At 57.4% G+C, this 18,429-nt stretch carries 19 protein-coding genes; 10 read left to right on the forward strand and 9 right to left on the reverse strand.

Going from position 1 to position 18,429, the window contains the following annotated elements:
• Nucleotides 1-176 precede the first annotated feature (176 nt).
• Nucleotides 177-3,629, forward strand: a complete 3,453-nt coding sequence (locus QWI75_RS10240; protein ID WP_213041755.1) for a hypothetical protein — start codon at nt 177-179, stop codon at nt 3,627-3,629.
• Nucleotides 3,630-3,697: 68 nt separating this feature from the next.
• Nucleotides 3,698-4,054 (forward strand): hypothetical protein, encoded by a 357-nt coding sequence (locus QWI75_RS10245; RefSeq protein WP_213041754.1) that lies wholly within the window; start codon nt 3,698-3,700, stop codon nt 4,052-4,054.
• Between the two features lie 54 nt (nt 4,055-4,108).
• On the opposite strand, the gene QWI75_RS10250 is transcribed toward QWI75_RS10245, so the two are convergent.
• Nucleotides 4,109-4,639, reverse strand: a complete 531-nt coding sequence (locus QWI75_RS10250; RefSeq protein ID WP_213041753.1) for a JAB domain-containing protein — start codon at nt 4,637-4,639, stop codon at nt 4,109-4,111.
• Between the two features lie 109 nt (nt 4,640-4,748).
• Here QWI75_RS10250 and QWI75_RS10255 point away from each other — a divergent pair, with 109 nt between their 5' ends.
• The 8 genes from QWI75_RS10255 (at nt 4,749) to QWI75_RS10290 (ending at nt 11,754) form a co-directional block, all read left to right on the forward strand.
• The gene (locus tag QWI75_RS10255) at nt 4,749-4,985 is read left to right on the forward strand and encodes an SHOCT domain-containing protein (RefSeq protein ID WP_213041752.1); all 237 of its coding nucleotides are present in this window, start codon (nt 4,749-4,751) and stop codon (nt 4,983-4,985) included.
• Nucleotides 4,986-5,110: 125 nt separating this feature from the next.
• A complete protein-coding gene (locus QWI75_RS10260; protein ID WP_289268524.1) occupies nt 5,111-5,677 on the forward strand; it encodes a hypothetical protein in 567 nt (188 codons plus the stop codon).
• A gap of 490 nt (nt 5,678-6,167) precedes the next feature.
• Nucleotides 6,168-6,716 (forward strand): hypothetical protein, encoded by a 549-nt coding sequence (locus tag QWI75_RS10265; protein WP_213041749.1) that lies wholly within the window; start codon nt 6,168-6,170, stop codon nt 6,714-6,716.
• Nucleotides 6,716-7,744 (forward strand): DUF3179 domain-containing protein, encoded by a 1,029-nt coding sequence (locus QWI75_RS10270; RefSeq protein ID WP_213041748.1) that lies wholly within the window; start codon nt 6,716-6,718, stop codon nt 7,742-7,744. Before QWI75_RS10265 ends, QWI75_RS10270 begins: the two co-directional genes overlap by 1 nt.
• A 125-nt stretch (nt 7,745-7,869) precedes the next feature.
• Complete coding sequence (locus tag QWI75_RS10275; RefSeq protein ID WP_289268525.1) at nt 7,870-8,280, forward strand: carboxymuconolactone decarboxylase family protein; 411 nt, start codon at nt 7,870-7,872, stop codon at nt 8,278-8,280.
• 379 nt (nt 8,281-8,659) lie between these two features.
• Nucleotides 8,660-9,187 (forward strand): acyloxyacyl hydrolase, encoded by a 528-nt coding sequence (locus QWI75_RS10280; protein ID WP_289268526.1) that lies wholly within the window; start codon nt 8,660-8,662, stop codon nt 9,185-9,187.
• 19 nt (nt 9,188-9,206) lie between these two features.
• On the forward strand, nt 9,207-9,959 hold the full coding sequence (locus QWI75_RS10285; protein ID WP_213041745.1) for a TVP38/TMEM64 family protein: 753 nt from the start codon (nt 9,207-9,209) through the stop codon (nt 9,957-9,959).
• Nucleotides 9,960-10,656: 697 nt separating this feature from the next.
• On the forward strand, nt 10,657-11,754 hold the full coding sequence (locus QWI75_RS10290; RefSeq protein WP_213041744.1) for a transporter family protein: 1,098 nt from the start codon (nt 10,657-10,659) through the stop codon (nt 11,752-11,754).
• A gap of 102 nt (nt 11,755-11,856) precedes the next feature.
• On the opposite strand, the gene QWI75_RS10295 is transcribed toward QWI75_RS10290, so the two are convergent.
• The 8 genes from QWI75_RS10295 to QWI75_RS10330 form a co-directional block, all read right to left on the reverse strand.
• Nucleotides 11,857-12,561 (reverse strand): Crp/Fnr family transcriptional regulator, encoded by a 705-nt coding sequence (locus tag QWI75_RS10295; protein ID WP_213041743.1) that lies wholly within the window; start codon nt 12,559-12,561, stop codon nt 11,857-11,859.
• Between the two features lie 614 nt (nt 12,562-13,175).
• Nucleotides 13,176-13,655 carry a nuclear transport factor 2 family protein gene (locus tag QWI75_RS10300; RefSeq protein ID WP_213041742.1) on the reverse strand — a complete coding sequence of 160 codons (480 nt, stop codon included), beginning with the start codon at nt 13,653-13,655 and terminating at the stop codon, nt 13,176-13,178.
• 9 nt (nt 13,656-13,664) lie between these two features.
• Complete coding sequence (locus QWI75_RS10305) at nt 13,665-14,906, reverse strand: ABC transporter substrate-binding protein (protein ID WP_213041741.1); 1,242 nt, start codon at nt 14,904-14,906, stop codon at nt 13,665-13,667.
• 47 nt (nt 14,907-14,953) lie between these two features.
• Complete coding sequence (locus QWI75_RS10310; RefSeq protein ID WP_213041740.1) at nt 14,954-15,628, reverse strand: pyridoxamine 5'-phosphate oxidase family protein; 675 nt, start codon at nt 15,626-15,628, stop codon at nt 14,954-14,956.
• A complete protein-coding gene (locus QWI75_RS10315; protein ID WP_213041739.1) occupies nt 15,625-15,999 on the reverse strand; it encodes a DsrE family protein in 375 nt (124 codons plus the stop codon). Before QWI75_RS10315 ends, QWI75_RS10310 begins: the two co-directional genes overlap by 4 nt.
• Nucleotides 16,000-16,083: 84 nt before the next feature.
• The gene (locus tag QWI75_RS10320) at nt 16,084-16,875 is read right to left on the reverse strand and encodes an SDR family NAD(P)-dependent oxidoreductase (protein ID WP_213041738.1); all 792 of its coding nucleotides are present in this window, start codon (nt 16,873-16,875) and stop codon (nt 16,084-16,086) included.
• A 111-nt stretch (nt 16,876-16,986) separates the two neighbouring features.
• Nucleotides 16,987-17,790 (reverse strand): cysteine hydrolase family protein, encoded by an 804-nt coding sequence (locus QWI75_RS10325; protein ID WP_213041737.1) that lies wholly within the window; start codon nt 17,788-17,790, stop codon nt 16,987-16,989.
• 62 nt (nt 17,791-17,852) lie between these two features.
• Entirely contained in the window at nt 17,853-18,422 is a 570-nt protein-coding gene (locus tag QWI75_RS10330; RefSeq protein WP_213041736.1) for a carboxymuconolactone decarboxylase family protein, read from the reverse strand.
• Nucleotides 18,423-18,429: the final 7 nt, after the last annotated feature.

Below are 18,429 nucleotides of genomic sequence, written 5' to 3' on the forward strand. Positions count from 1 at the left end.
GGTAGAAGATCGTTCAGTGCCATCTCGTTGACGCTACCCCGCCGTTCGGCGCCTGTATATAATCGCCCATGCCCAATGGACCTGACGTTGTCCCTCAGCCACCGCTGGATGAAACACCATCGCCATCCCCTTTAACGACTCCGTGGTCCTCATCGCGGCGGAGGCTGCTCCATTGGTTGAAGAAAAAGGCACCTTCCCTGGCAGAGCTCTATGAGACCGCTGTGATTCTTCTTGAGCAACAACCACTCCCTGGCCGGAGCCGAATCATTGCGCATTGCGTTCGAGAGATCGCGAATACCTTACCCGGAATTCTCGCAGGTGTGGAGCGCACACGTTTGGAATACGACAAGCGATTGGATGAGATTGCGCTGGCCTGGGACCGAATGATCCGGCCTCTGATCCGTCCACCTCGGACCGTTGGCTCTACATCCATTCCGGATCCCCAAGATGCTTTGACCGAGGATTTCTTGGGTCAGATAGAAGAGCTGATCAAGGAGCACAAGGCAACACGTGCCAAACCCGATACGATTGCCGAGAAACTGTTTCAGGCAGACCGCCCAGAAAATCGCCATCTTGGTGATGCATTGCGTCCGGTTTTGAGACGTTGGATCAAACTAAAGGAATGGTTTGTCGGTCACGCACATGATAACGGCAAGACAGATTCGGAATATGACTGGGACGACATCAAGCGACGATTTATTCTTTTTGAAAGGACAGTGCTCACGCTTGGACAAGGCTTCTTCGTAACGATCGCTGACATTGACGACTTGATTCGAAATTCGACTCCAGCCGACGTCCATCTCGTCGTAACCCAGCTTGGACATATTGAACATTACAGGTACTTTTTCGAGAATCTCAAGGATCCGGCATGGATCCCTGCCCTACGAACCGAAGGAATCTTTAGGACCCCTCCACCTATTGAAGCTAGCGGCATCCCACGTTGGGCGGCTTCAGAATACCTCGTGCGTGTTGCCGACAGAGCCGATCCCACCGCGGTCCTGAATGGCTTGACCGACATTGTAGATGCTCTTGCTCAACGGACCTTGGCGAATCCATTTGTTATCCGCGATTTGGTAGATGTACTTCTTAAACTGCCGGCGCAACATTCCGTTCGCTTTATCCCAAGATTGAGCAAATGGGTTCATCACGATAGCGGGATCTTGTTCTGGCGACGACTTGGCAAACTGACAACCCATCTGGCAGACGGCGGACTGTCACAGGAAGCCCTGACACTGCTTACAGCGCTGCTCGCTATTGAACATGTACAGGCTGATGGTGACTCGGACATCTTGTATAGGCCGGTTAAGCCGCGGATAAGCATGTATGAATATCGTCAGGTCGTGGAGGACCATCTTCAACCCGTACTTGACAGGACCGGCCGCGAGTGCTTTGACATCTTATGCAACATCCTTCAGAAGGCGGCAAAACTCTCTCGCCGCTCATCCTCGTCGGATGAATGGGACGACAACTCCATCGTGTGGCAGCCGGATCTAGCTCTTCAGGACGAAGACGATCGCGATGACGTTAGGAGCGTATTGGCCGTCACGACTCGGGACGCTGCCCAATCTTTGCTGAGCGATGGACGTATCGAGCTCGGTCCCTTGGTCGAAGCGCTTGAAACACGCTGCTGGCTGATCTTCAGACGGCTTGCTCTATACTTTCTCGCATCTGCCACCTTAGCGCCAAGAGACATGGTGGCGTCGAGGCTCACACATGAACCATCGTTCAGAGGCAGAAACTTGCGAAAGGAATACGATGCGCTACTTCAAGTCGGTTTTGCGCGCCTGACTCCTGATGAACAGCGGACAATTGTCGCATGGGTTGACGCAGGACCTCAGAACGTCGAGAGATTGATTAGGAACTATGAAGCGAGCACTGGGCGGCGCCCCAGCAGTGAAGAGATCGAGAGGCATCGCCGGAGCTGGCAATGGAATCGGCTAGGGCCATGCCATACCGCCCTGCCACCTCCCTGGCAAGAGCGGTATGCCGCGCTTGTACAGGAATTTGGCGAGTTCGAGCCAGCGCCACCGCCAATGAGAGAAGCGAGGGTGGTCTCGGCGGGAGAGCGTGCTCCAAGATCTGAAGACGAACTGCGGAGACTTACGCCGTCTGAATTGCGAAATTATCTGCTCAGTTGGACACCAGATCGGAACTCTTTTCCGTATCCCACACGGTCAGGTCTGGCAGAAGTGTTGACGTCCGTCGTTGCGACTAATCCAGTTCCTTATGCCGACGCATCAGAGAAATGGAGAGACATAGATCCGACATATGTTCACGGCATCGTTCGTGGGTTCGTGAAGGCGCTTCAGGCAGATCATCAAATTCCATGGGCGCGGGTCTTCTCTCTGTGCTCGTGGATCCTTGATCAACCTCGCACAATTCCAGGACGGAGTGTTGATCGCTGGGAAGCCGATCTGGATTGGGGTGGAACCCGTTGGTGGATCGTTGAGCTCCTTCGTGTCGGCTTTCAGCATGAAACCTTGGGGATTCCGATTGAACTTCGTGAAGCGGCCTGGTGCCTCCTGGAAACATTGACGATGGATCCGGATCCAGAGCCGGAGGACGACGAAGAAGATTCCGAACGGCCGAGTCAGTCGATGCATCGCGCAATCAATTCAGTTCGTGGTCGGGCCATCGAGGGTCTCATCTTCTACCCGGGATGGATAAAACGGCAGAATGAAGATGCCGGGCCCCCAACACTTCCCGCAGAAGCACGTGCTGTACTCGACAGGCATTTAGATCCGGCTAGGGATCCTTCACTGGCGATTCGGTCCCTGTACGGCCGTTGGTTTCCATGGATCCTTGTGTTTGATCGAGACTGGGCAACTGCCGCTGTCCCGCGGATATTTCCGGCCACCAACCAACGGTACTGGCTGGTCGCATGGGATGGATTGATTTGTTTCAACGACGGCTATGAAGAGGTATTTGAACCACTCGAGCCGGTATACGCGCAGGCCGTTGCGCAGCTTGGGAGTCCGACGGCATCGGCGGATGACACTCGCCATTTGCGCGATGAAAGATTAGCCGGCCATCTGATGACGTTCTATTGGAGAGGCCACTACACGCTAGAGGAGGAGGACTCACTTCTTCGCCTGTTTTTCACACGGGCACCCGACAAGATACGGGCGGAGGCGATTGAGTTCATTGGCCGCAGCTTAGATGGCACGGCAGATCCTATCGAACCCGCTGTGCTAGACCGACTGCAGCGTCTCTGGGTTTGGCGATTCGAACAGGCGAGGCGGGATCCGGCAAGCCACCAGGCCGAGCTTCGGGCGTTCGGCTGGTGCTTCGGTTCTAGTAAATTTGGGGCAGGGTGGGCTGTGGAAAACCTTCTGGGTGTCCTGCGATTAACACATAGCATTGATCCGGATTTCCAGGTGCTGGAGCGTCTCCCCGATTATGCAGCCGCGTTTCCAATTGAGGTTCTAGAATGTGTCAGGCTCTTGGTCGAGGGGCAAACGTCGCATATTGAGCTTTCTAGTTGGGGTGGAGATCTTCGAAGAATGTTCTCGCAGACAAGAGAACACCCGTTACCGGAAGTTAGACAGGCCTCAGATGCCGTAATTGAACTTCTTGGGAGATTTGGTCACCTCGGCTATGCGGAGTTACTTTCCGGCAAGTCGGCTTAGGATCTGTGTCAGTTCGACCTCTAACGGCGTATAATGCACATATCCACCCTGCCAGCCCGGAGGTGCCTATGCGTACCTTCCTACTCCTCGTCGCCTTGATGCTCATCGTGATCACCCCGGCGTGGGCTGAGTTCGGCTTCGATGAGAAGTATGAACGCGACTACAACATCTTCAATCCGATCAATCAACTGCGTCCTGACAATCCCCTGAACCCGATCAATTCGGTGGATCCTAAGAACCCCTTCAACCCCATCAACAGTGTCGATCCGGGGAATCCCGCCAATCCGATCAATCGTTACAATCCCAACAATCCCTTTAATCCGATCAACGAGGTCAACCCTAACAATCCGCTGAACCCGATCAATCAGTACAACCCAAACACGCCTTTCAGACCGCTGAACACTTTTCCCGACCGTCAACGCTAGCCTGCCTGCCAGCATCAGGACAGTGGGGGACTGTGGGGGAGGAAGTTATTCTGCCTACAGTTCTTGGTGGTCTGCAAAGCTGTAGTACCGGTCCTCGCCCAGCACAACGTGGTCAAGCACGGTGATGCCCAGCAGCTCGCCCCCATCTTTAAGTCGCCGAGTCAGAGCACGGTCTTCTGGGCTCGGACTCGAATCGCCGCTCGGATGGTTGTGGGCCAGGATGACGGCACTCGCGTTCATGAGGATGAGTGGCTTGAAGACTTCGCGGGGATGGACGATGCTGAGGGTAACCGATCCGATGCTGACGGTGTTGATGCCGATGACGGCATGCTTCGCGTCAAGGCCTATGACCAGGAAATGCTCGCGATCGAGTCCATCGAAGACCGGTACAAGCAGCCGGTACGCGTTGTGGGAATCCATGATCTTGACGGGTGAGGGGTGCGCCAGGCTCTCCTTCACCAGCATCACCCGATAGTGGGGAATCGCATAGACATGTTGGCCTGTCTGGGGCTTGGCAGCGCGAGGTCTTCTCGTCGAGCGAGGAGACAGGTCACGATGTGGACTCTCTGGAGTAGAGGGTGTCATAGTGATCTCTATGGAAGATGTTAAACGGGCTCGACTAGCCTAAGACGATTGTCGATAAGAAGTGCCAGCTCGAAACCAGAGCCTTCATCTATCGCGTGCAGGTTTTGCCATGATGGACCGATTCACGGATTGTGGCTGGATCCCCATGATGGGCTTTGGCTTGCTAAGCATGGTGCTCTTCTGGACCGTCTTGATTTTCGGTGGCCTCTTCGTCGCCCGATGGCTGATGGGACAAGGGTTCGGCCGTCGTGAAGACTCCGCATTGGAAATTCTCAAGAAACGGTATGCCCGCGGGGAGATCAGTAAGCAGGAGTTTGAGGAGCGAAAACGGGACTTACTTATGTAACGAGCGGCTCATCTGGCCCGCTCAAGCTGTTGTCTCTTGTGCGCGATCCTGCCGTTCCCGTGCTCTCTCACTCCTGATGCTATCAGCTAGCGACCATTGGTCTTTCGTCAGGGGGTGCGCATCCCATGAATGACAGAATTAAAAGAGCCCTGAGTCAGATGAAGGATCTGGAGGTGTCGCGCTCTGATCCACGACATTCGAGCCTCTACAACTTCGCCCTCGGAGCGATCTATTCGCTCGCACGAGCGGAGCAGTTAGGATATCCAGGGCAATTGCAGGAACCGGGTAGGGTGTGGCGACGCATGGATGAAGCCAAGGAGATGGCCCTCAGGATGCTGGGGGAAGACCGACCACCGGAACAAGGTGAGTGGCTGGCGGGATTCTATTTTAATGATGCGATATTCCGTCTGGATCTCGCTTTTGAACACATCCTCCGGTACGTCGGCAATCTTGGGCCAAACGCTGCCATTGGAGAAGTCAGGGAGGTACCCACCAGGAGGACTTTTCCTCCCGAGTTGCTTGCTATTTGGTCCGAACGAGGAAGGAATGCTGAAAACATGCTCAAACACCGAAGCTTGGAAGTTCGAGAAGATCCTGGGATCTCTTTCACCGATGCTCTGTCGATAATGGAGAATCTTGTCTGTGCCTTGACTTGGGTTCTACTCATTCCGTCACCTGAGGAGATCGGCTGACCTGGCCTCCGAACTCATCCCGCAGTAAGGAGAGTGCGCTTGTAGATGACCCGGCACAGGCTTCATGGTTCGAGTTCCGTTTCGCTCCCCGACACGTCGTTTATCGTTCAAATGTAAGCCCCCTCACAGATTGGTATGCGCGACCCCTCTAGAATGGCGCCATGGCCCGTCTTGATATTTTCGTTCATGGGGGATGCCTGTCCGAGCTCTCAGCTCGAACCCTGGCGCAGGAGATCCAGAGTGAACTTCCGGATTGGAAGATCGACGTCCGAACAGCGAAACCGGGTGACACGGACCTGTTCGGGGTGCTGGTCTTTCCAGCCTTCTTGTTAGACGGTCGTATCCTTACGACAGGCATTCCGAGGAAAGACTGGCTTGTGGCCAAATTGCGTGCATGGGAGAGGGGGGAGCGATGAGGGCTCAGTCTACTGTTGCTCTGGGCAGGACAGTACGGGCCGCAACCCTGCTGGCAGAAGGCGATCACGCATCGATGACTGATGCCGAACTCACCCGCTTTGCCATCGCTCAGACCGTATTCCTGGATATCACCCGGACATTCGGCATCTCGTTCGTGCCCGATTTGTTTGAAGGCATGCGAAATCGACCGGCATATCTGGAAACGGCCTGGGAACTGTTCAAGGAAGAGATGAATCTCGAACGTCTGGATCGGAGAACCAAGCTGATCATCGCCTTAGCCATCACGACGAACGAGGCCGGAACCTATTTCATCACGGCATTGCCCCATGCGTTCCGTCTGAACGCGCTCGAGCAGGCGACGTACGACAAGATCTTGTCGACGATTCGCTTCTTTAAGGCCTTTGATCGATACCTGTCCGGAATCATGCCGGCCTTTGTCCCCGATACCGTCAGATTCGTGAACAATTGCTTGCGTGAAGAATATCAGAGTTACGAAGCGACGCGAGCAAGCCAGTTCGCGCTCTCACGAAAAGAAAGCCGGGGTGCGGCCTGTGGGATCGGGAGCATGATCATCATGCTCGTCCTGCTGTCGTGCGTTGTGGGCATCTACTGGTTCATCTGATGAGCGATCTGCAGCCAGATCTCTTTCCCCCCACGGTTTCTCGCAATACGTTCCGTCAGCGCATCACGTCTCCGCAATGGCGTTGGACCTTGTTCATTGCCGTCGGCGCGATCCTCATTCTTGCGGCCTGGCTAGGACTCGGGAAAAATCCGACGACCACATTCGACCTGACCCGCCACAACGTGCGGCTCGATCAGATCGTTGATGGAGGTCCCGGCAAGGATGGGATCCCCGCGATTCTTCATCCGCGATTCGTCCCGGCCGCAGAGGCGACGTTTCTGCTCGACGGAGACCGGGTACTAGGCCTCAACCTGGGAGCGGAAGCCAAGACCTACCCGATCAAGATTTTGAACTGGCACGAGATCGTCAACGATACAATTGATGGCCACGCGGTGGTTGTCACCTACTGCCCCCTCTGCGGAACCGGCATCGCGTTCGATGCCACCATCCAAGGACGACGACACACATTCGGTGTGTCCGGACTGCTGTATCAGAGCGACCTCCTCATGTACGACCACCAGACGGAAAGTCTCTGGTCGCAAGTCGGCATGCACGCGGTGGCCGGCCCGCTGACCGGAGAGCGACTGACGCCCATGTTTCTGGAACATACGACTTGGGCGGAATGGCGCGCCGCCCATCCTGCCACGCTCGTTCTGTCTACAGAGACAGGATCATTCCGGAACTACGACCACGATCCGTACCTGGGTTATGCCGACCGTCGCGACCTCATGTTCGATACCACGCATTTCGATCCACGCTACCATCCCAAGGAGCGGGTCGTCGGCGTGGAGATCAACGGCGTCACCAAGGCCTATCCCTTTTCAGAGCTGGAGAAGGCCCGCCCTCTCATCAGCGATCAGATCGGAGGCCGGTCCATCACGATACGGTTCAACCAGGAATCCCGCAGTGCCTCCGTCCTCGATGTCGACGGAACGCCGATCCCTTCGATCATGGGTTTCTGGTTCGCCTGGTATGCCTTCCATCCGGACACTCAGGTGTTCAAGAGTCCAGAGGGCAGATCCCCATGATACCAGTGATCCGATGGCTTTGTGAGAAGCGACTGAGTGCCATCGAATATGAACAGGGCATCCCGCTCGCCTATCTACGTCATGTACTTCGTGTGTCGCCTCCGCACTTCCTGAAGTTCACGAAGATGATGCCGCTCGCACGATTTCGACGCGCCCTTCCTGCTGAGGCCTATCACCTGGCTCGGATCGTAACAGCTTTACATGAAGACTGCGGAACGTGCCTTCCGATGGAGGTTCGCTTCGCGAAACAAGCCGGGGTCAGCGTGGCCATTCTTGATTCGATCCTCGATGAAAACCCCTGTTCGCTCTCCCCGGACCTGGCGGTAGTGTATTTCTTTGCCGAAGCCGTGGCGACGGCCAGCGGCGAGGAGGATACCTGGCGTGAGGCCATTTTCCGTCGATATGGTGACATCGGCGTTATCGAGCTCTCTCTGGCGATCGCCGTCTCACGCATGTTTCCCACTGTCCTGCATGCCATGGGCTATGCCGCGCCTTGTGTCCCGAGGAATACTCAGGTCGGCGCGCGGGATCGCTGACCGGCAAGGGTAGGAGAAGCTCAAGAATATCCGTCAGTTCATCCGATCTTCCTACAACCCAAGATCCCACTTTCTCGGTTTCCCACAAACATATTCTCAGTCGCTTGTAAGGCATGTCACAGACGCGTCTTCAAGCCTGCCGTACCATGCAATCATCCAGTGATGGATAGAAAGGGTGCAATGCGGGATCATGCGAACGGGGAACAGGCGGGGATGCCGGAGTCACGCTGCGGTAGGACGCGGGACTCCGAAAAGGCTGATAGGTCAACGTCGGCATCACACCGGCGCACTCTTCTCAGCATCGGTGCTCACCATTGTGATGCTCTGGGCCAGTGGCAGTGTCGCGTCTGCGCAATCGTCATTCGAGGTCCGCGATGTCATGCCCCGGGGGACTATGGAACTCGGAGGGGCGGTGGGATACGCCCAGGGCACGACGGCGATCGGGAACGGCTCCTCCTCCAACCGGAGCGCGGTCTTCGTGCTGCCGCGCGTCGGGATGGTGCTCACCGATCCGCTGGGAAAAAGCTGGTGGGAAGGCAATGTCGAACTCCTGGTGGAACCGCTATTCGGGAGATTTATCAAGCCATTCGCTGCCGAAGCTGTAGGAGGATCGTTCGTCCTGAAATACAATTTTCTCTCCTTCGGCCGATGGGTCCCCTTCTGGGACGCCGGCGCCGGCATGATCTGGACCAATCTGGCGCCGCGGATTCCAGAACAAAGCACACAGTTCGAATTCGTCTTGGAGACCGGCCCCGGGGTGCAGTATTTCGTGACGGACCGGATCACCTGGACGATGGGCGTGCGACTCCATCATATTTCCAATTCGAATCTTGGCGATAGAAATACTGGAATCAACGGAGTCCTGCCGTATGTCGGCGTGTCATTCTTTACACCTCGGTTATTTTGACCGGACGGGAGATATGGCGGTGACCACAAAAACACGTTGGCTGAAGGTCGGCGCGCTTCTCGTCGTACTAGTGGCGGGCTATGGAGCTGTATCTTGGCTGGATGTAGGGGAGTGGCTCAAGCCGGACAGGATCGCCGATCAACTCCGTGCGGCTGGTCCCTTCGGGCCGATCTTGTTCATGGCACTCATGGCGGTGGCTGTGGTCATCAGTCCCATTCCCAGTCTGCCCTTGGATCTGGCAGCGGGCGCAACTTTCGGCGTGACCTTGGGGACTGCCTATGCTGTCGCCGGCGCGGAACTTGGTGCCATTCTCAGTTTTCTTATCGGCAGAGCCCTGGGACGGGAAGTCGTGACTCGGATCTTCCGGATGGAGATCAGCTTTTGCGAGCGATGTTCGGACCGGCATTTGGCCATCTTCGTGTTCCTCGCGCGGTTGTTCCCGGTCTTCTCATTCGATCTGGTGAGTTACGGAGCGGGCCTCACGAACATGTCGCTTCGCGTGTTCGCCGCCGCGACTCTGTTGGGGATGATTGTTCCTACGCTCGCACTGACCTATGCAGGCAGCCAAGTCGTCTCGGGGGAGTGGTTCTTGATCGTGCTGGGATTGATTATGGTAGCCCTGCTCCTCCTCGTCCCGAAGTTGGTGGTTCGCTACCCCACCGCACGCTGGGTCCGTCTACTGCGGGGCGACATGCCGGTCCCCGCTCCTCGCTCCACCCCCAATGCGATCGTCGATTCTCGATGCGCTTCATGCGGCGGCCCACTGCCATGAGATCGGCAGATTCCATGTAGCCGAGGTGACACCACGAAGGCTAGGTGAAATACCACGCGTCTGTTGGCACGCGCGATAGACGCGCTATCCGATCTCTCTGACGAACAAACTGTAACCCACCTCACAGGAATTCTCGGACGATCATGCAGTAATGGACCAGGCGGGGAGCGTAGAGCCGGACTCGGCCGGTGGTTGTGACTATGAGCTCGATGAAACGTCCTTCTCCGATATTGCTGACTGCCTTATTGGTGGGAGTGCTCTTTGCGCCGATGGGACTTGCGCGTCCCCATCTGGCGGCACATACGGGCGATCAATCTCATCATCATGCCGGCACACACTCAAGTCTGTTGTGCGCCTGGCTCTGTGCAGCCGGCTACGTTGTTGATGCCATTCCACAGCGCGACAGAGTTCAATTCATGATCCGAGAACTGGTCGACTCGGCTCGGCTGGCTTCGAGCCACGCGCGGGCTCTCGCTCGGCAGTTCTCTCGCGGTCCACCCACCTCAACATGCCCCCCACGAAGATCATACCCGTCACTAATCGACCCGGACGATGACCACTGGACCATGTCATTCTGTGGTCCCGTGGTTGTGCGTTTCGGCCGGAGGTGAGACGGGACATCCAGCGAACAACGTGTCTTGAGGCGGTTTTTCGGCCTATCGAAAGACCTGCGCCCTTGTGGCTTAGGAGGAATCTCATGCGACTTCATCATCGAATGTCCTTGATCTTGCTCATGATCACCTGGGTTCTCTGCACCCAAGCGGCGGCTCTAGCCTCTTGCGGCGCCGTGAGTTGCTTCGTCGTCATCGGTGCGCAACAGCAGGTTCCACAGCAGGGGGTCCTGACTGTCAATGGAATCTACAATTACACGCCGATGCGGTTGCTGGGCGGCACGACCGGGATCATTCCGGCGGCTGACCAGGCTCGGCAACGGTTGATTCTCGATCATCATCAGGAGGTGCGGACGATCACCCAGACCTATACGCTCGATCTGAACTACGGAGTCACCGATCGGTTTGCGATGCAGGTGACGATTCCCTACCTGAAACGCACGCACATCCATCTCGACGAGATCGGCGAATCCCCCACCGAGTTTGGGGAGCGGGTCAACTTTGCGGACAACGGCATCGGCGATGTGCGGGTTACGGCCAAGTACAACCTGTTGCCGACGCTCCGGCACATGGTCGTGATGGGGTTGGGCCTTGAGCTTCCCACGGGAGATACCAGGGCGCGGGACAGTTCAGGACAAGTGTTGGAGTCGTCGGGACAGCTCGGTCGCGGGAACGTCGGCCTCATCGGATCCATCTATCAGACGTACGAGCTGATTCCTCACCGTTTGAACCAATTCGCCTTTGCCAGCTACCGCCATACGTTTCGCAATCGTGACGGGTATCAATTTGGAGATGAGTACCAATTGAACGTGGGATTGAATCTCATTACGACCCCTTGGCTTGTGCTGATCAGTCAGTTCAACTACCGGTATCTGACTCATGACAATGTTACGGCAAACTTGGAGCAATCGGCGCCTCCTTTCGCCGGAGATGAACCGGTCCTGCTCGATCCCCGAGTTCTGGATCGGCGCGTCCCCAATACGGGATCGACATACCTTGCCTATACTCCAGGTTTTCAGCTTGCTCTCGGCGAGTTGATCAAGTCACGGCTCACGGAGGCGACCTCAGTCTACTTCATGACCCAGATCCCTCTCGCTCGGGATGCGAACAATAACCTCGCGCAAGGAACCAGTTTTATATTCGGCCTCACCCGCTCGTTTCAGCTTGTGAAACCGCAGACATAACTGCGGGGCATAAAGCGACGAGCTCATTAGCGATGGGAGCTGATCACCGGTTCCCATCGCCAAGGCAGGACGCCGGCCGAGCGTGGCAGTGAAGGGAAGTGGCTATGACACCAGGCGTGAGAGCTCGTCCGGCTTCAGGATAGTGATGCTCCGGCCTTCCATCTGGATGAGGCACTGATCCCTGAACAGGCCCATGGTGGCGCTCACGGTTTCGCGGCTGCAGCCGATCAAGTTGGCCATTTCCTGGTGGGTCAACTTCACTTTGAGTCGAACCCCCTGCTTATCTGCGACCCCATCCGATTTGCTCAACTCCGAGAGCAGATGGGCCAGACGGGCTGGCACATCACGAAAGACCAGATCTTCGATACGGCTCTGGATTTTCTTGAGCCGCAACCCGATGAGTTTGGTCAACTTGACCGTCACGTTCGGATGCATGGCCAGGTACTGATCGAAATCCTTCCGGGGAATCACACAAATCAGCGCGTCATCAAGGGCCTCGGCCGATGTCGAGCGGGGAGCGTCTTCCAGAACCTCAAGTTCTCCGAACACTTCTCCCGGCTCTAAAATATCGAAGGTGACTTCTTTCCCGCTGGGCGCCGTGTTGGCGATTTTGACGCGGCCCTTCTTGAGGAGATAGACGTTGCTGCTCGGATCGCCTGGAAGGTACAAGGGCTGCCGTTTCTTGACCTCTTCCATTCGGGTAATTTTCTCCATCTCCTGCATTTCAGACGGAGAGATCCCGTCAAACAAGCGAATGTGCTTGAGGAACCAGAGCTTGTTGGTGGCGGCAGACTGTACGCGTTCCATCAGGTCAGCTCACGGTTAACGTGCTACAGACTAATCGCCCGCCTCGAACATTGCAATGGGTACTGCCTGGTCTGCCTCTGGACGCAGGCAGTGCGTGTGCTTCGCGCAGATGAAATGCGTGCACGTCATCATGACATCCGGCAGCTCTCTCTAGCAAGAAATCGTTTACAGCTTGCACACGCATCGCCACCCGATGCAAATGTGCCTTATTGCTCTTTCCTAGGTCGGCTGCTGTCATCCGGTGGATGATGTGAAGAGCATCATCAACAATTACTCAGGCCATTGCACCCGCCACGGTTTGGAGCGTTCACAACCGCACGATACCGAACACCGACGACTCGGATGCGTCCTTGGGGTTTCCTCACACGTGTGACGCGTTTTGCCTTCCGAAGACACCAGCGCAATTTGTACTGTTACCCGATATGCATAAGGAAAATCTGTGAGGTAGCTTACAAATTGTGGCTTTCCCAGGACAATATGGTCACAGAGCCTCTTCCCATGACCGCTCCCCATGGTTGCCGGAATGCGAGATAGTCGCGATGCATTGATCCCATCTCGCTTGACTGCCATGGCGGACATTCGCCGACATTTGCCTGTCTCACTCACGCCGTCCTTCACAGGCCGAGATCGGACAGGGAAGGGTGGCCCTCGGGGCGAGGGCCAAGCCGCCAGTGGTATTGGCGTTCCTCCTCTCTAATGGGAAGATCGTTGATGCTTGCGAGGCGCCGGTGCATGAGGCCATTTCCGTCGAACTCCCAGTTCTCGTTCCCGTAGGACCGGAACCAGTTTCCGGAATCGTCGTGCCACTCATAGGCAAAACGCACGGCGATGCGCGTCTCATGGAACGCCCACAGTTCCTTAATCAGCCTGTAGTCCAGCTCCTTGGCCCATTTGCGTCGCAGAAATGCCACGATCGCCTCACGGCCGGACAGGAACTCGTCGCGATTCCGCCACAGGCTGTCAACGCTGTAGGCCAGTGCGACCAAATCGGGATTACGGCTATTCCAGGCGTCCTCTGCCATGCGCACTTTCCGGATTGCGGTCTCCTCGGTAAAGGGTGGAACAGGGGGGCGCCTATTCGGGATCGTTGACATGACGTGCTCCTACAGCGTGCAAGTCGACTCGTCATGACGGCCGGCGACGGCGTCACCTGGAACTGTGGCCAGTAGTTGGTAATGGCCCAGGCCCAGTTCCTTGCCGTAGGCTTTCCCTACCAGCACGTCCTGCACATGCTGGTGATCCCTGGCGCGAAAGTAGGACCGGCTCTCTTTCAGCCCGTCGAATTCATGTCCCTCCAGCGCCTTGATGACCGCCTGCGTCTCGGTCGTGCCGGCCCGTTGAACCGCCTCCAGAATCTGTGTCATCGCAGTGTAGCCATGGTAGCAGCGTGAGGTGGGGGTATGGTTGTACTTGTCGATCACGCCTTGAATGAACCGCCGTGAGCTCTCGCTGTTGATCTTGGGGTCCCAGATCAACCCCCAGATCCCCGCATTGTTGGCATAGCCGAGCGGACGGCCGATTTGTTCGCCGCCGATCATGCCACCCACGCCGATCTGCTCCTTGGCCAACCCTGCCGCTGTATAGGCCTTCAGCGCATGAACGAGATCCCAGCCGTAGAGATTCAGGATGACGGCGCCGGGTTTCGCAGTTTTGGCTTGAGCCAGCGCAATTGTGAAGTCGGTGGTCCCGAAGGGCGTGCTGATCGAGCCGAGCACTTCGCCACCCTCGGCCTGGAGCGCGGCCGCCATGGCCTGTTCTGCCGCCCGGCCGTCCATTGTCTCGGTCGTGATCATGAACCAGCGATTCCCGTAGGTCTTTACGAGATGGGGCGTAACGGCCCTGGACAACATTCGGGCGCTTGGCATGAACACGAACGTATGCGAGTTGCACCCCGAACCCGTCAACTCCGGCACATGTGCCCCGGTCACCATGAAGAGCCGGTTCTCCTGCTTGGCCACCTGTGCGACGGCCAGCGCCACGTCGCCGTTGAAGGTGCCCATGAGGAAATGTACACGGTCGTCCTTGATCAGCTTGCGGGCCGCCCGGACGGCAGTGTCTACGTTGGACGCATCATCGGCTTCGATGATGGCGACTGGACGTCCCAGTACCCCGCCGGCCTTGTTGAAGCGATCCACCGCCACGGTCGCGCCGTGCACGTCGTGGATCGAGGAGGTTTTGTACGGGCTTGAGAGCGGATCAATGATCCCGACCTTGATTGGTTCCGAGGCGTAGGCAACACGTCCGGACCGGGGAAGTCGGATCGAGTCGGCCAGATCTCCCAGCGCGAGCGCGCCGCCCGTTGCGACAGCCAACTGAAGAAAGCGTCGACGCGATACGTTTTGCATGGGACGTCCCTCCTGTATGGTCAACTCAACATGAGTCCAATTATCGTCTAGTCCTGAGCCGATCGGAGCTGCGCTTCCAACTCGGCGATGCGGGATTTCAACGGCCCCACCAACTCCTCAACCTCATCGATGGAATAGCGTGGGGTGATGTATTTGGGGCAATTCCAGTCGTAGGAGACGACCTCGATGATGACGATCCGCTCCGCCTTTGGCTGGCTGTCTCCCTGCGTGAGCCGCACTGCTAGCGCCGAATGGTCTCGAACGTCTTCCACCCGCGCGTGACCGAGAATCTTCAACCGCTCTCGGTTCTTGTAGTCCATGAGAAACAATGCCACCTGGTCGTTCGCGAACAGGTTCCCTGTGCTCAGAAGTTGCCGGTTCCCACGGTAATCGGCGAACGCGAGCGTGGCGGGATCGAGGACCTTCAGAAAGCCTTTCGGCCCGCCCCTGTGCTGGACATAGGGCCAACCAGTCTCACTGACCGATCCCAGATAAAAACTGTCGCGGTCTGCAATGAATTGAGCCTCCGCATCGCTTAACGGATCACGCTCATGAACATCCGTGATCGTCGCCGCATGCCCGTAGTATTGCTGTTGCGCACGGCGCACTGATTCAGTCATCGTCATATGGAGATATTTCCGCGCCATCGCCTTGCCCTCCGCCAGTCGGATGATGGAAAACGGTTTCAGACCGTCTTCCATCACCCCTGTTCGACTGGTCAAAACACCACCACGTTCCATCCGTCGGCCAGGTACCGTCTGAGGCTCAAGAGACCGGCAGTTCCCGGTATGGCGTTGTCGTTCACGCTCGCCACTCCACACAACTTCACGCTCTCCGTCGCCCCGAACACCTCGGCACAGGCGCACGACGCGCCCTGAACCACATCGCGTACGGACTGATAGAGCGCATGAGCCGGGTGGGTCAGCTTGGTCAGCTCCGTCGGCCACCTGGTGCCTGGCCCGTTGAACACCACGGCGACCTCGTCGCCTTTCTGCTTGGATTCAGCAGCCAGGGCGAGCGCATTGAATACCCGCCCAAGCGCCTCTTCGGCGCCGCTCTTGGGGTCAGAGAGTATGACGATTGCCGTTTTCATAGTTCCTCCTTCGCATCCGTGAGTGGTGGTATGGATCTTTAACGATGCTGTGCATTGTGTTCATGCGGAGCCGTTCGGCCACGTTCATGCCGCAACTGTCCCAGCGCTCTCCTTCACTCCGTGGTAGGCTCCATCGCCCCCGGCATCCACTCCGCCATCCACCGGCAGGATCACTCCGGTGACCCAGCTTGCCTTGACCAGGTACAGGACGGCATCTGCAATGTCCTTGGGCGTCCCATAACGACCGAGTGGTTGCATCCCATGGAGTGCTTCGAGTTGCTCGTCGGTGAGATCACCGTAGAGTGGCGTGGGAACCACTCCGGGCGCGACCGCGTTGATGCGAATGTTTTCCCTCGCCAGTTCAACGGACAAGTTCTTGGTCAGCGCCATGATTCCCCCTTTGGCCGCGATCGGCGCGCTGGAAGGAATCCCGTTCACACCGTTCGACGCGAGAATCGTCCCGATGTTGACGATTGACCCGCCGCGGCCCTGCCCACGCATCTGCCGAACCGCCGCTTGCGACAGAACAAAGGTTCCCCGCAGGTAGCCGAGAAACCCGTCAAGCTCTTCGACGGCGTATTCGGTGAATGGCTTCGTACAGAAGATGCCGGCGTTGTTCACGAGCACGGAGAGCTGGCCAAAGCGATTGACCGCCTCCTCCACAACCCGGGTGGACGTCTCGGGCCGGGTGATGTCACCGGCGACGATCGCAAGCCGATCAGGTTGACCGAGCTGGACTGCGGCACGGACAAGCTTCTCTTCATTGCGCCCGTTGAGCACGATATTCATCCCTTCGCGGAGAAAGGATTCCGCCACGGCCAGGCCTATGCCGCTTCCCGCACCTGTCACGATTGCCGTAGTTTCGTACGTCTGCATGTTCTCCTCCCCTATCGGTTCGAATGGACAGAACTCTCAAAACGATCACCTGCGCCATCAGTCTTTTCTCAGTCACCACGGTCGGATGCCCCATCCGGAGGTCCGAGTGGATTACTTGAGACTCGTGAGGGTCTTGACCGTTTGGGCCGTGCTCCACACGTCGCTGGCCATCAAGCGAAAGTTCACGAAGGCCGCTTCATACCCGTCGAATCCAGGCAGCTTGGCTGCGGCCGTGGCATCGGTCACGACCACGACTTCAAACCCTTGCTCGAGCAGTTCGCGTAGATGTGACTCGGTGCAGAGATTGGCGGACATGCCGGCCAGGATGACCTGGCTGATGTCAGCTTTGCGCAACTGCAAGATGAGATCGTTTGACTCGGGCCCGAACACCTTGTGCGGGCTCGTGATCACCGTCCGGCCGTCCTCGATATAGGGCTTGTAGCGGTCGAGCCAGTCCGCGCCCGAGCCGGCAAAACCCTCCTGCGTCAAGGCGCCTTTGCGATCGAACATGCCGATGTTGTGCATGAGCACTTCGAGCGCGCCGCCGAATTTCCACTGATGGTCGTGCGCATAGTAGTAGTGCGGGCTGACAAAGACCGGCACACCGGCGGATTTGGCGACCTTGAAGAGGCTTTCGATGTTCTCGACCGTGTGGTTCTCCTGCACACTCTGTCCGACGACGCCCCAGGCCACTCCCTTGGGGTTGAGGAAATCGTTCTGCGGGTCGGTGACGACGACGGCCACCCGCCCCCTTTTCGGCGTCAGGCCCGGACGAGGAACCGGCGCATCCTCTCGCGGTCCGGCATAATGCGACACCGTGGGTTTTGCATTCTGTGCGAACGGCGACGAGGTCAGGGTCAAGCCGACGATGACGGCGGCCACCGCGGCGATGCTCGAGCGAGTAAGAATAGTCATGACAGCATCCTTTCGTCTGCGTTGATGAGTTGGAATCCCTTGAATAGCACTGGCCTTTGCTTCTAGCCGCAGGCGCAAGACGATGCGGCATGCCCCTGCGTGAGCGGAACCTCCGGAAAATCGATGACCGTGCCGGCGATATGGTTGAGGTAATTGCTGAAGATGTTCAGCGCGACATGGGCGACGGTTTCGACAATGTCACCGTCAGTCAGCCCGGCCGCGCGCGCCTGATCCAGGCCCGTCGCGCCGAGTTCCCCGCGCTGGACGACGATGCTCTGTGCGAGTTTGAGAATGGCATCGGTCCGCTTATCGGTGGCATCGGCCTGCCGGGCATCCGCAATATCCTGCGTGCTCAATCCGAGCCTGCCGCCGACAAATGCATGCGCGCTGAGGCAGTAGGCGCATTGATTGGTCTCGGCCACGGTGAGCGCAATCTGCTCGCGCAGCTTCGGGGGGAATGCTCCGGCTGCGAGAGCTCCGTTGAGGCTCAGGAAGCCGTTGAGCGCGGCTGGAGAGTTACCCAACACCCGGAACAGGTTCGGGACGGCACCAAGCTTGGCTTGCACGGCATCGAAGAGCTGCTTGGCTGGGCCGTTCGTGGTTGCGGGATCAAGGTGTGCGATGCGATTCATACATTCC

This window comes from Nitrospira tepida (assembly GCF_947241125.1).
Taxonomy (GTDB): domain Bacteria; phylum Nitrospirota; class Nitrospiria; order Nitrospirales; family Nitrospiraceae; genus Nitrospira_G; species Nitrospira_G tepida.